The sequence below is a fragment of the Streptomyces sp. NPDC057428 genome, from assembly GCF_042803195.1.
Classification (GTDB): domain Bacteria; phylum Actinomycetota; class Actinomycetes; order Streptomycetales; family Streptomycetaceae; genus Streptomyces.
The window spans coordinates 1-12,339 of the sequence record NZ_JBHVCT010000033.1; the positions used below are offsets into that span (position 1 = coordinate 1).

A 12,339-nucleotide genomic window follows, 5' to 3' on the forward strand; every position below is an offset into this window, starting at 1 on the left:
CACGGGCCCAGGAAAGCTTCACAACTCACCTAACCCGTGCGGTCCTTCTCATGTCACGGCCCGACCGGGACGATCACTAATTCCCCCAAGGTCGTAAGTGCTGTCCCGGGCGAGCCAGTCGACGCAAGGGTCTACGCGCGGAGATAGCGATCTTCGGCTTATGTATTCATACTGAACCTGCTTATGGATGACTCAATTCATTCGTGTAAACATCCAAATTTGACTGTATCCATCCCTCTCATGCACGACTGAAGGTCATACATGTCCTCCTCGGCCACCGCTCCGGTCGGTCAGCCTCAGGGGCCGCAGCAGTCGCTTGGCTCCCTCGATCGCTACTTCAAGATCTCCGAGCGGGGGTCGACGGTCGCCCGCGAGATCCGTGGCGGTTTCGCCACGTTCTTCGCCATGGCCTACATCATCGTGCTGAACCCGATCATCCTCGGCAGCGCGAAGGACATGTACGGGCATCAGCTCAACGGGGGCCAGCTCGTCACGGCCACCGTGCTGGCGGCCGCGTTCTCCACGCTCCTGATGGGTGTCATCGGCAACGTGCCGATCGCGCTCGCCGCCGGTCTCGGCGTCAACACCGTCGTCGCCCTCCAGCTCGCCCCCCGGATGAGCTGGGCCGACGCCATGGGCATGGTCGTGCTGGCCGGCATCGTCGTGATGCTGCTGGTCGCGACCGGGCTGCGGGAGCGCGTGATGAACGCCGTGCCGCGGTCGCTCCGCAAGGGCATCGCGATGGGCATCGGCCTGTTCGTGCTGCTGGTCGGCCTGGTCGACTCGGGCTTCGTCTCCCGCATCCCGGACGCCGCGCACACCACGGTGCCGCTGCAGCTCGGCAATGACGGTCACCTCCACGGCTGGCCCGTGCTGGTCTTCATCCTCGGCACGCTGCTGACCCTCGGGCTGATCCTGCGCAAGGTGTCCGGCGCGATCCTGATCTCCATCGTCGTCATGACGGTGTTGGCGCTGGTCATCGAGGCCGTCGCGGACCTGCCGGCCGACGCCTGGGGCCTGACCGTCCCGAAGTGGCCCGGGAATCCGGTGTCGTCGCCCGACTTCGGTCTGCTCGGCCACGTCAGCCTGTTCGGCGGCTTCGGGAAGGTCGGGGTGGTGACCGGCATCCTCTTCGTCTTCACCGTGCTGCTGTCCTGCTTCTTCGACGCGATGGGCACCATCCTCGGTGTCGGCGACGAGGCGAAGCTGATGGACAGGAACGGCAACTTCCCCGGCATCAACAGGGTCCTGTTCGTCGACGGTGTCGCGGTCGCGGCGGGCGGTCTGAGCTCGTCCTCCGCCTCGACGTGCTTCGTGGAGTCCACGGCGGGCGTCGGCGAAGGTGCCCGCACCGGGCTCGCGAGTGTGGTGAGCGGGCTGCTCTTCACGGTGGCGCTGTTCCTGACGCCGCTGGCGACGATGGTTCCCTCTCAGGCGGCCACTCCGGCCCTGATCGCGGTCGGGTTCCTGATCCTCGCGGGCAATGTGCGTGACGTGGACTGGAGCGACATGACGCTCGCGGTCCCGGCCTTCTTCGCGATGCTGATGATGCCGTTCACGTACTCGATCACCAACGGCATCGGCATCGGCTGCATCACCTTCAGCGTGATGCGCCTGGTGGCGGGCCGGGGACGTGAGGTGCCGACCGCCATGTACGTGGTGTCCGCGGTCTTCGTCTTCTACTACGCGATGCCGGGGCTCGGCCTCGCATAGGCGCGTACGGACGTTCCACCCCCGCGGGGCGGATATCCGTCAGGTGACCCGGTCGGCCGGGTCCGGGTGACGGGGGTCCGCCCCGTAGAACTTCTCCGTCTCGTCGACGGCCGCGTGGAAGCGTTCGTCGAAATCGTCGCGCACGAGGGTCCGGACCACGTAGTCCTGGACGGTCATGCCGCGTCTGGCGGCGTGCCGGCGGAGCCGCTCGAGCAGCTCACCGTCTATGCGCAGGCTGAGCACTGTCGATCCCATGCCAAGCAGGGTCGCGGCACGGATGGCCGTTCCGGGGCGGTTTCCGGCCCATACTCACTCGTTCGGGTGATCAGTTTCTCGCGCGTGTACCACCGGTTGGTATTTAGCAGAGCTAATGAGTTACGCTAATGAACATGCCTGACCTGATCCACGACGGTGACAGTGCCGCCGCCGTGAGCTCCCTTCGCTCCGCCGTGATGCTGCTGGGCCGTCGCCTGAAGCACCAGCGAGTCGACGAGTCGCTGAGCCCCACCGAGATGTCCGTGCTCGGCACACTGGCCCGTTGCGGATCCGCCACCCCCGGTGAGCTGGCCCGCAAGGAGCACGTGCAGCCCCCGTCGATGACCCGCATCGTCGCGCTGCTGGAAGCCAAGGGCCTGGTCAGACTGGAACCGCACCCCGACGACCGTCGGCAGAAGATGGTCAGCCGGACCGAGCAGGCACAAGCCATGCTCGCCGAGAGCCGCTCCAAGCGGAACGCCTGGCTGGCCCACCTCGCCGAGGGCCTGGACGAGGAGGAGTGGGAGAAGCTGCGGGCCGCCGCGCCCGTACTGGAGAAGCTCGCCCACCTGTGATCCCAGGCGTGGCACCCGGGCCGGCAGCCCGCGGCGTCCACGTCCACATCCCCGTCAGTCCGACCGCCGTATACGCCCGAGGAGGCGAACCCTTTTGAGTACGGGATCCGGAGCAGACTCCGCCCCCGCACCGACGTCCACCCACGAGAGCAAGACCGGCGGGACCTTCTCGTCGCTGAAGATACGCAACTACCGCCTGTTCGCCACGGGCGCCGTGATCTCCAACACCGGTACCTGGATGAGCCGCATCACGCAGGACTGGCTCGTCCTGAGCCTCACCGGGTCCGCCACCGCCGTCGGCATCACGACGGCCCTCCAGTTCCTCCCGATGCTGCTCTTCGGCCTGTACGGAGGCGTCATCGCCGACCGGCTCCCGAAGCGGCGGCTGCTGCTCATCAGCCAGGCGGCGCTCGGCCTGTGCGGCCTCGCACTCGCCGCCCTCACCCTCTCCGGCGTCGTCCAGGTCTGGCACGTGTACCTGATCGCGTTCCTGCTCGGCATGGTGACCGTCGTCGACAACCCGGCGCGCCAGTCGTTCGTGTCCGAGATGGTCGGTCCCGCGCAGCTGCGCAACGCCGTCAGCCTGAACTCGGCCAACTTCCAGTCGGCCCGGCTCATCGGCCCCGCCGTCGCGGGCGTCCTGATCACCACGGTCGGCAGCGGCTGGGCCTTCCTGCTGAACGGCCTGTCGTTCGCGGCGCCGCTCGCCGGGCTGCTGATGATGCGGACGAGCGAGCTCCACCCGTCCATGACCGTCAAGCGCGCCAAGGGGCAGCTCCGTGAAGGGCTGCGTTACGTGTCGGGCAGACCCGAGCTGGTCTGGCCGATCGTCCTGGTCGGCTTCATCGGCACCTTCGGCTTCAACTTCCCGATCTTCCTGACGGCCTTCGCTGACGACATCTTCCACGGCGGCGCCGGGATGTACTCGTTCTTCAACATCCTCATGGCCGCCGGCTCCCTGGCCGGAGCCCTCCTCGCCGCCCGCCGCCGCTCCTCGCGGCTGCGGATGCTGGTGGGGGCGGGCACCGTGTTCGGTGTCCTGGAGATCGCCGCGTCGCTGTCGCCGTCCGTCTGGCTGTTCTCGCTGCTGCTCGTCCCGATCGGCATGATCGGCCTGACGACCAACATCGTCGCCAACACGAGCGTCCAGATGGCCGCGGACCCGGAGATGCGGGGCCGGGTGATGAGCCTTTACATGATGGTCTTCGCCGGTGGTACTCCGGTGGGCGCCCCGATCGTCGGCTGGATCAGCGACACCTACGGGGCCCGGACCGGTATGGCGGTCGGCGGGGCGATCTCGATGCTGGCCGCCCTCGGTGTGGGCTTCGCCCTGACCCGAGTCGGCGGTCTGCGCCTCAAGGTCGACCTGCGCCCGGGCCGCCCGCACGTGCGGTTCGTCCCGCGCGAGCAGCTGGCGACGGCCGCCTGAGCACGGCCGAGTGCGCCGCTCCCTCCTGCCGGAGGGGGCGGCGTTCTCGTTTTTCAGTCGCGGGGGAAGTCGCCCGTCTCCAGCGTGAGGCCCACGACCGTGCCGGTGAGATCGACGGCCGAGCCGAAGTCGAGGCTCAGCAGGCTGCGGTACTCGTCGTCCTTGGGGAGCGTGTGCAGGTGCCACGTGCCGGTGTACGGGTCGGCGATGAGGTACACCGGCACGCCCGCGGTGGCGTAGGTGGCCTTCTTGGAGCCGTAGTCGTTGGCGGCGGTGTCCTTGGAGATCACCTCGGCGACGAACTCGATGTCCTGGTAGCGCCAGTGGCCCTTGGCGTCGGCGGTGGCGCCGTCGGCAAGAGCCACGACGTCGGACGCGAATCCGTTGAGCCGGCCCGGAAAATCGATGCGTACGTCGGACATCAGCCGCCGACGTGGGTAGCCGGCCCGCAACTGCTCGATGAGGTCGAGAATGATCTGCCAGTGAGTGCCCCGTTGCGGCGACATGTAGATGTTCCCCTCGACGATCTCTACCTTGAATCCCTCGGGGGTGGGCTCAAGCCACTCGAACATCATGTCCAGGGTGCGCTCGTCGCTGGTGTCGGCCATCTCGATCCTGTCGTCGACGACGGTCATCGTGCCGCTCCTCCCCGCTGCCGCACGGCGCGGGCAGCCGCGTAGTACAACGATAGGCCCGGGCCCCCGGACACGTCGGGACGCTGGACCTCCCGTGCGGGGCAGCCGCGTTACGAGGTGGTGCGGGCCTGGCGGCTGGGGCGGTGAGCGGGGCCGCTAGGCTCCTCGCGTGGACCCGAAGACCAGAAACCGCATCATGGCGGCCGTGCTCGTGCTGATGTTCGTCCTCGTCGCGGCGGCGGCCGCCCTCGGGGGCTGAGCCCCGCAAGGACGGCCGCACGCACGCCGCGTCCTACCAGGCGAAGTTCTCCGGCGACGGCCCCGGGCCCGGGAAGATCTCGTCCAGGGCGGAGAGCAACTCGTCGGACAGCTCCATTTCCACCGCGCGCAGGGCGGAGTCGAGCTGCTCGCGCGTGCGCGGGCCGGAGATCGGTCCGGTGACGCCTGGCCGCGTCAGCAGCCAGGCGAGGCCGGTCTCGCCGGGCTCCAGACCGTGCTTCTCCACCAGGTCCTCGTACGCCTGGATCCGCTCCCGCACCTTCGGGTCGGCCAGGGCTTCGGCGGCATGGCCGGAGGTGGAGCGGGCGCCGCCGCCCTCACGCTCCTTGCGGAGTACGCCGCCGAGCAGCCCGCCGTTCAGCGGGGACCACGGGATCACCCCGAGGCCGTACTCCTGGGAGGCCGGGATGACCTCCATCTCTGCGCCGCGCTGCATCAGGTTGTAGATGCACTGCTCGCTGACCAGGCCGTAGGCGCCCCGCTGCCGGGCACGCTCATTGGCCTGCGCGATCTTGTAACCCGGGAAGTTGGACGAGCCCGCGTAGAGGATCTTGCCCTGCTGGATCAGTACGTCGATGGCCTGCCAGATCTCGTCGATCGGGGTGGACCTGTCGACGTGGTGGAACTGGTACAGGTCGATGTGGTCCGTCTGCAGGCGCTTGAGGCTCGCGTCGACGGCCCGGCGGATGTTGAGTGCGGACAGCTTGTCGTGGTTGGGCCAGGCATCGCCGGCACCCATGTTGCCGTAGACCTTGGTGGCGAGGACGACCTTGTCGCGGCGCTCGCCGCCCTGCGCGAACCAGGTGCCGAGGATCTCCTCGGTGCGGCCCTTGTTCTCGCCCCAGCCGTAGACGTTCGCCGTGTCGAAGAAGTTGACTCCCCCCTCCAGGGCGGCGTCCATGAGGGCGTGGCTGTCGCTCTCGTTGGTCTGGGGGCCGAAGTTCATCGTCCCCAGGACGAGGCGGCTGACCTTGAGTCCGGTGCGTCCGAGCTGCGTGTACTTCATGGAGCCCAAGCCAACTCCTTCGAGCGGGCTCGAAGCAAGGGGGCTTCACGCGCGCACGGCGAACCGGTCCAGCGCTGCCAGCACGGCCCGCGAGGTCGCCGCACCGCCGAGGTGACCCGCGTCGGGGATCACCGTCAGCTCCGCATCGGGCCAGGCCCTGGCCAGTTCCCACGCGGTGATGAGCGGGCCGCCCAGGTCGAGGCGGCCGTGCACCAGCACGCCGGGAATGCCCGCCAGGCGGCCCGCGTCGCGGATCAGCTGCCCCTCCTCCAGCCAGGCGCCGTGCGAGAAGTAGTGCGCGCAGATCCGCACGAGTGCCTGCTGGGCCCGTCCGGGCCTGCCGCTGTAGGGCGGCGGACCGGTGTACGTCTCCATGGACAGCACCGCGTCCTCCCAGGCGCACCAGTCGGCCGTCGCCCGCGCCCGCACCCCGGGGTCCGGGCTCTCCATCCGCCGGGCGTACGCGGCGACGAGCGCGTGCGGGCCCTCGGCCTCCGGGACGCCCGCCCGGAACAGGTCCCAGGCTTCGGGGAAGATCTGTCCGGCGCCCCTGTACAGCCAGTCGATCTCGCTGCGCCGGGTCGTCGTCACCGCCGGGATCACGATCTCCGAGACCCGTCCCGGGTGTTCCTCGGCGTACGCCAGGATCAGGGTGGAGCCCCACGAGCCGCCGTACAGCAGCCACTTCTCGATGCCGAGACGGGTGCGCAGGCGTTCCATGTCGGCGATCAGGTGGGCTGTCGTGTTGTGCCGCATGTCCGCCGACGGGTCGCTCGCGTGCGGGGTGGAGCGGCCACAGTTGCGCTGGTCGAAGAGCACGACGCGGTAGAGGTCCGGGTCGAAGTACTGCCGGGGCCGTGCGGTGCACCCCGAGCCCGGACCGCCGTGCACGACGAGCGCGGGTTTGCCGGCCGGGTTGCCGCAGACCTCCCAGTACACGAGGTTGCCGTCACCCACGTCCAGCATGCCGTGGTCGTGGGGCTCGGTCGGCGGGTACTTCTCGTCGGGTCTCCGGTCCATGGCGCCGGAGTCTACGGGGCGATGGGCAGCCGGCGCTTGTGATCGGTGAGGCGGTACCTGCCGACGATCGTGTCGAAGGCCTCGTCGTCGACCGGCTTGCCCTCGAGGAAGTCGTCGATGGTGTCGTAGGTGACGCCGAGGGCGTGCTCGTCGGCCTTGCCGGGGTCGAGCGTCTCCAGGTCGGCCGTCGGCACCTTCCCGACGAGCTCGGCGGGTGCGCCCAGCACCTCGGCGACCGCGCGCACCCGGCGCTTGGTCAGCCCGGTCAGCGGGACCAGGTCGGCGGCGCCGTCCCCGAACTTGGTGAAGAAGCCGGAGACCGCCTCGGCCGCGTGGTCCGTGCCGACGACGAGGCCGTCGTGCGCTCCGGCCACCGCGTACTGGGCGATCATGCGCTGCCGCGCCTTGATGTTGCCGAGTACGAAGTCCTCGTGGCCGGAGTCGCGGAAGCTCACACCGGCGGCGAGCGCGGCGGCGAGCGCGGCGTCGCTCGCGGGCCTGATGTCCACGGTCAGGACCTTGTCGGCGCGGATGAAGGAGAGCGCGAGCTGGGCGTCGTGCTCGTCGGCCTGGACGCCGTAGGGGAGCCGCATCGCGTAGAACCGCGACTCGTGGCCAGCCGCGCGCGCCCGTTCCACGGCGAGCTGGCACATCCGGCCGGCGGTGGTGGAGTCGACCCCGCCGCTGATGCCGAGCACCAGGGAACGCAGGCCCGAGGCGGTCAGCCGCTCGGCGAGGAACGCCACACGGCGCTCGATCTCCTTCTCGGCGTCGAAGGTCTCAGCGACCTCGAGTTCGAGGGCGATCTCCTCCTGCAGGGCGATGGCCGCCGACTCGCTCACGTCTGCTCCCGGTTCCGGTTCACTAGGGGTCTCGCGCCTCCCACCCTACCCAGGGGCTCGGGCGTCTCCGGGGCCGGTCGGCCGGGTACGCCCACACCCCCCGCACCCCCGCGTGCGGGTCAGCCCCTGACGGCCACGTGGTATGCGGACGACCACAGGGGCGCCGCGGCTGCCAGGCCCACCACCGCGCGCACGCTCCCGTCCGCGAGCCCGACGACTGCGACCGGGAGCTGTCCTGTACGCCGCCCCCGGCGCGGCGGGTGCGGGCCGCCTCCGCCCCTCGGCCGCAGGGAGAGTTACCCTCCATCGAGAGTGCGTCCTGCGATGTCCGCAGGTCACCCGCAGGCAGGACCGGAGGGCACAAGGACCATGTCGACCCCTACCCCGGCGCATTCCGACCGGGTCCACGAGGCCCGTGAGCGGTACGACGAGGTGGCCGCGTGAACGCCACGCCGAAGGTGCTGGCGGTCCTGGACGAGCTCCTCACTTCCGTCGCCCCCGGCGAACGTGGTGCGCTGTGGCATCTTGCCGAACAGGGAAGGGAGTTGGACGCCAACGTCGTCCACCTGCCGCCGGACGCCCACGTGGGCGAACACCAGGAGGACGTCCTCGACGTACTCCTCGTCGTCCTCGCTGGGAGCGGCGGTCTGCGCACGGGCGGCCGCGCCCTCGACCTCGTCCCGACCACGGTGATGTGGCTGCCCCGCACCTCGCGCCGGGCCCTGGAGGCCGGCCCGGACGGGCTGACCTACCTCACGGTGCACCGCCGCCGCCCCGGGCTCACCGTCAAGCCGGCCGTACGGACTCCGGCGCACGAGGGCGGCGAGGCCCCCTGCATGCTCGACCTGGTGTGCCCGGAGTGCGGCCGGCTGTCCGCGGACCGCGCGCCGAGGTTCTGCAGCGCGTGCGGAGAGGCGTTCCCGGAGCGCTAGGGGACCGGGCCTGCGGTCCGCGCGCAGATCACGGGCGCTTCACGTCCTCCTGTCCCCCTTCTTGCCCGCCGAGGTGTGATCGTCGATGTTGGCCGTCAGGCGGCGCGCCAGGCTCTGAAGGGTGGAGACCTCTTCGGCGGTCAGCCCTGCGGCCTCGCCGATGGCCGGCGGGATGCTGGAGAGGCGTGCGTGCAGTGCGAGGCCTTCCTCGGTGAGCGCGACGTGGACCACCCGTTCGTCGTCCGCCTGGCGTTGCCGCTTGAGCAGGCCGTTCGCTTCCAGGCGCTTGATCAGCGGCGTGACGGTTCCGTAGTCCAGCTGCAGGAGAGCCACCAGTTCCTTGACGGTCAGGGTGCGGTGTTCGCCGAGGGCGACCATGACCAGGTACTGCGGATAGGTCAGCCCGAGCGGTTCGAGCAGGGGCCGGTACACGCCGGTGACGGCGCGCGAGGCCGCGTACAGGGTGAAGCACAGGTGCTTGTCCAGGAGCGGGATGGGCCGGTCCGGCCCGGTCGCGGGGCTCTCGTCACTCATCGCTCGACTCGTCTTCCTGTCGGTGGCTGTCCGCTTCATGAAGGGCATTCGGGACATTACCGTATCTTCTCGCGAGCGCTATGCACTCGCCTCCATTTATCTTGTGCGCAAGTAACTTGTGTGCGAGGCAAAGCCCCGCTAGGTTTCTGGTGTCGCCACCGGACAGGCCCCCTTCCGGCGGTGGCGCCCCGGCATCCGCCCTGATCTGAGGAGTTCTCATGAACCTTTCGACCGCCTTCCGTTCCTCCCGCAAGCGCATCGCCGTGGTGGGCGCCATGGCAGGGGTGGCGGCGCTGACCCTCACGGCGGTGTCGCCGGCGAGTGCCACGAGCGGGCACCAGCCGGCAAGCGCCAAGCCCACGGTCGTCCTGGTGCACGGCGCCTTCGCCGACTCGTCCAGCTGGAACGGCGTGATCCAGCGCCTGCGGCACGACGGATATCCCGTGATGGCCCCGGCCAACCCGCTGCGGGGCCTGACCAGTGACGCGGACTACCTCAAGAGCTTCCTCAAGTCGATCCACGGCCCCGTCGTGCTCGCGGGTCATTCCTACGGTGGCGCCGTGATCAGCGAGGCCGCCGCGGGCAACCCGAACGTGAAGGCCCTGGCCTACATCGCCGCCTTCGCCCCCGAGCAGGGCGAGACCGCACTGGGGCTGTCCGGCAAGTTCCCCGGCAGCACGCTCGGAGAAGCCCTGAACCCCGTCTCCTTCCCCGCCGCCGGAGGCGGCGCCGGCACCGACCTCTACATCAAGGCCGACAAGTTCCACCACCAGTTCGCCGCCGACGTCCCCACACGGGTCAGTGACCTCATGGCCGCGACCCAGCGCCCCGTAGCCGCCTCCGCCCTGGAGGAGGGAGCCACCGGGGCCGCCTGGAAGACCATCCCCTCCTGGAACCTGGTCACCACGCAGGACCTCAACATCCCACCCGCCGCACAGCGCTTCATGGCCGAGCGCGCCCACTCCCACACCACGGAGATCAAGGCCTCGCACGCCGTCACGGTCTCCCGCCCGGACGCGGTGACCCGCGTGATCGAGCAGGCCGCGCGCGCCACCGACGGCCGCTGAAATCGTCGCCGGCACGGCCGGGTGCCACGGTTGTCGGTGCCGGGTGTGAGGATCGCGGCATGGTGATGTGCGACTGCTTCACGCGGGCTTCCGGAGCACGTACTTCCCTGCTGTGGCCGACGCCGATCCGGGTGACCCACTGCCGTGGCGGGAGCGTTTCGCGAGGCTGGGCGACGTCCCCGTCCAGGGGGTGCGGGACGGCGGTCCGGGCTCAGAGGCGCTTCAGCACGGCTTGCTTGGCGACGGTGAACTCCTCGTCGGTGAGGACGCCTGCCTTGTGCAGCTCGCCGAGCTCGCGCAGTCGCCGCAACAGGACGTCGTGATCGTCGGCGGCCGGGACGTCGGCCGGGGCGAGAGCGGGGACTTCCTGCGGGGCGCCGGGTGCGAGCGCCTGGGCGGGCGAGGGCAGTCGCACGAGCACGGCGGCCGCGACGAGGACGGCGGTGTACTCCCGCTTGGACAGCCCCCACAGGTCCAGCGAGTACGGGTCGTACTTGGGCTGCGCGGTCGCGGTGACTCCCGCGCGGTCGAAGCGGAGGGAACCGTTCTCCAGTCCGATGGCCGGTATCCAGCGCACTCCGGTGACGTCCGACAGCGGGAGAGTGACGGCGCCTCCGGTGGTCTTCGACTCCTCGGCCTTCCAGTTCCAGACGAGGCGGACCGTGTACCCGTCGAAGGACGCGGTGCCGTCCCCGCCTCCGCCGGACACGGGTACCGACGGTCCCGGCAGCAGGAAGCGGTCCACCGGCCCGTCCGGCACCTGCTCGATCACCAGGGCGTTGCGGATCTCGTCGACGAGGTACTCGGCCACGCCCGTGCGGTCCTTCTCCACCAGCAGTTGATACGGGTCACCCGTGTCCCGCAGTCGTCCGTCGGCGGCCCGCTGTACCGGGCAGGCACCGGTGCGGAGCCGGAGCCGCAGGCGGCCGCCCTTGCGGTCCGGTTCGAAGGAGGCGCCCGCCACCGCTTCGAGCGGCACGGCGAACTCGCCGAGATCCTGTCGCACGGGGTGCACCTTGCTGCCGGGGACGATGCGAATCGTCTCCCCATCGAAGCTCCATGTGCCGTCGCGCGTGATGATGTCCGCCATGGAGCGGATTCTGCCAGCCGCGCCTCCACCGGCCGAGGGGCTGGAGGTAGCCGGCGACTCCGGCTGTTCCGCACCTCCGGTCTCGCGTCCTGACGGCGTCTGTACTGACGTACGAGCGCTCACCGGTCCTGCTGGTCTATCGGCCCGGTGGCGCGCCGAAGGGTGCGCACCGCCGGACGAACCAGGACAATGGCGCACGCGCCATCCAGAGGCGACCGAGCCCTCACCGGCCCGCGCGGACCCGCTCAACCGCAGCCGCGAGCACCGGAGATGTGGCAGACGAAGGAGGACCCGTGGTGGATGTCCCGGTGGACCAACTGACCGGAGCGGTCGACGGCAGGCGCACCCGGGCACGTGCGCAACTCCTCGACGCGGGCCTGGAACTGTTCGGGGTGTACGGCTACGCGGCCACGTCGGAGCAGGCCCTGTGCGAGGTGGCCGGGGTCCCGGAGGAGATGCTCTGGGAGGAGTTCGGCTCCCGGGAGGGCGTGCTCATGGCCCTCCACAACCAGATCACGACCAGTGGGCTCCGCGCGGCCGAACAGGCCCTGCTCTCGGACGGCATGGACGACTGTCCGGTCGCGGAGCGCTTCCGGCGGCTCTTCGACGCGTACGTGTCGGCCGTGACCCGGGACCTGCGCGAGGCGCGGATCACCTTCGTCGAGGTGCTGGGCGTGAGTCCCGCCGTTGACGCCCACTGCAAGAAGTGGCGTGACCTGTGGGGCGACTTCCTCACCGGCGAGGCTGAGCGCGCGGCGGTGCGGGGTGAGGCGGAGGAGCGGGACCACCGTGTGGTGGTGATGGTGATGGTCGGCACGGTCCACGAGCTCATGGCCCACCACGCCCGCCGCCCCCGCAGGGCCAGGCCGGACGAGGTGTCCGAGGAGCTGACCAAGCTGGGGCTCGCGATGCTGGGCGTCGAGCTCGTCGGCTGACCCGCTAGGGCCCGGCCCGGCCCGGGG

13 protein-coding genes are annotated in these 12,339 nt (G+C 70.0%); 6 read left to right on the top strand and 7 right to left on the bottom strand.

Annotated features, from left to right (window positions below; genetic code table 11):
• Positions 1 to 261: 261 nt before the first annotated feature.
• Complete coding sequence (locus ACFU5K_RS15495) at positions 262 to 1,713, top strand: NCS2 family permease (protein WP_384061174.1); 1,452 nt, start codon at positions 262 to 264, stop codon at positions 1,711 to 1,713.
• A 39-nt stretch (positions 1,714 to 1,752) separates the two neighbouring features.
• Here the strand turns inward: ACFU5K_RS15495 and ACFU5K_RS15500 are convergent, their stop codons facing one another.
• Positions 1,753 to 1,968: a hypothetical protein gene (locus ACFU5K_RS15500; protein ID WP_327116011.1), complete on the bottom strand. Its 216-nt coding sequence runs from the start codon at positions 1,966 to 1,968 to the stop codon at positions 1,753 to 1,755.
• Positions 1,969 to 2,102: 134 nt separating this feature from the next.
• Here ACFU5K_RS15500 and ACFU5K_RS15505 point away from each other — a divergent pair, with 134 nt between their 5' ends.
• Positions 2,103 to 2,543, top strand: a complete 441-nt coding sequence (locus ACFU5K_RS15505) for a MarR family winged helix-turn-helix transcriptional regulator (RefSeq protein WP_384061177.1) — start codon at positions 2,103 to 2,105, stop codon at positions 2,541 to 2,543.
• 94 nt (positions 2,544 to 2,637) lie between these two features.
• Positions 2,638 to 3,972 carry an MFS transporter gene (locus tag ACFU5K_RS15510; RefSeq protein ID WP_384061180.1) on the top strand — a complete coding sequence of 445 codons (1,335 nt, stop codon included), beginning with the start codon at positions 2,638 to 2,640 and terminating at the stop codon, positions 3,970 to 3,972.
• Positions 3,973 to 4,025: 53 nt separating this feature from the next.
• On the opposite strand, the gene ACFU5K_RS15515 is transcribed toward ACFU5K_RS15510, so the two are convergent.
• The 4 genes from ACFU5K_RS15515 to nadE form a co-directional block, all read right to left on the bottom strand.
• Entirely contained in the window at positions 4,026 to 4,607 is a 582-nt protein-coding gene (locus ACFU5K_RS15515) for a Uma2 family endonuclease (RefSeq protein ID WP_384061183.1), read from the bottom strand.
• Between the two features lie 292 nt (positions 4,608 to 4,899).
• Entirely contained in the window at positions 4,900 to 5,892 is a 993-nt protein-coding gene (locus ACFU5K_RS15520) for an aldo/keto reductase (RefSeq protein WP_384061186.1), read from the bottom strand.
• A gap of 45 nt (positions 5,893 to 5,937) precedes the next feature.
• Entirely contained in the window at positions 5,938 to 6,912 is a 975-nt protein-coding gene (pip, locus tag ACFU5K_RS15525; protein WP_384061188.1) for a prolyl aminopeptidase, read from the bottom strand.
• Between the two features lie 11 nt (positions 6,913 to 6,923).
• Complete coding sequence (gene nadE, locus ACFU5K_RS15530) at positions 6,924 to 7,754, bottom strand: ammonia-dependent NAD(+) synthetase (RefSeq protein ID WP_384061191.1); 831 nt, start codon at positions 7,752 to 7,754, stop codon at positions 6,924 to 6,926.
• 440 nt (positions 7,755 to 8,194) lie between these two features.
• Between nadE and ACFU5K_RS15535 the strand changes: the two genes are divergently transcribed.
• Positions 8,195 to 8,686, top strand: coding sequence for a hypothetical protein (locus ACFU5K_RS15535; protein ID WP_384061194.1), 492 nt, complete (start codon positions 8,195 to 8,197; stop codon positions 8,684 to 8,686).
• 39 nt (positions 8,687 to 8,725) lie between these two features.
• On the opposite strand, the gene ACFU5K_RS15540 is transcribed toward ACFU5K_RS15535, so the two are convergent.
• Complete coding sequence (locus ACFU5K_RS15540) at positions 8,726 to 9,220, bottom strand: MarR family winged helix-turn-helix transcriptional regulator (protein WP_384061197.1); 495 nt, start codon at positions 9,218 to 9,220, stop codon at positions 8,726 to 8,728.
• Between the two features lie 218 nt (positions 9,221 to 9,438).
• Here ACFU5K_RS15540 and ACFU5K_RS15545 point away from each other — a divergent pair, with 218 nt between their 5' ends.
• The gene (locus ACFU5K_RS15545; protein WP_384061199.1) at positions 9,439 to 10,287 is read left to right on the top strand and encodes an alpha/beta fold hydrolase; all 849 of its coding nucleotides are present in this window, start codon (positions 9,439 to 9,441) and stop codon (positions 10,285 to 10,287) included.
• Between the two features lie 211 nt (positions 10,288 to 10,498).
• On the opposite strand, the gene ACFU5K_RS15550 is transcribed toward ACFU5K_RS15545, so the two are convergent.
• Entirely contained in the window at positions 10,499 to 11,377 is an 879-nt protein-coding gene (locus ACFU5K_RS15550) for a DUF4429 domain-containing protein (protein WP_384061202.1), read from the bottom strand.
• Positions 11,378 to 11,670: 293 nt separating this feature from the next.
• Between ACFU5K_RS15550 and ACFU5K_RS15555 the strand changes: the two genes are divergently transcribed.
• Complete coding sequence (locus tag ACFU5K_RS15555) at positions 11,671 to 12,312, top strand: TetR/AcrR family transcriptional regulator (protein ID WP_384061205.1); 642 nt, start codon at positions 11,671 to 11,673, stop codon at positions 12,310 to 12,312.
• Positions 12,313 to 12,339: the final 27 nt, after the last annotated feature.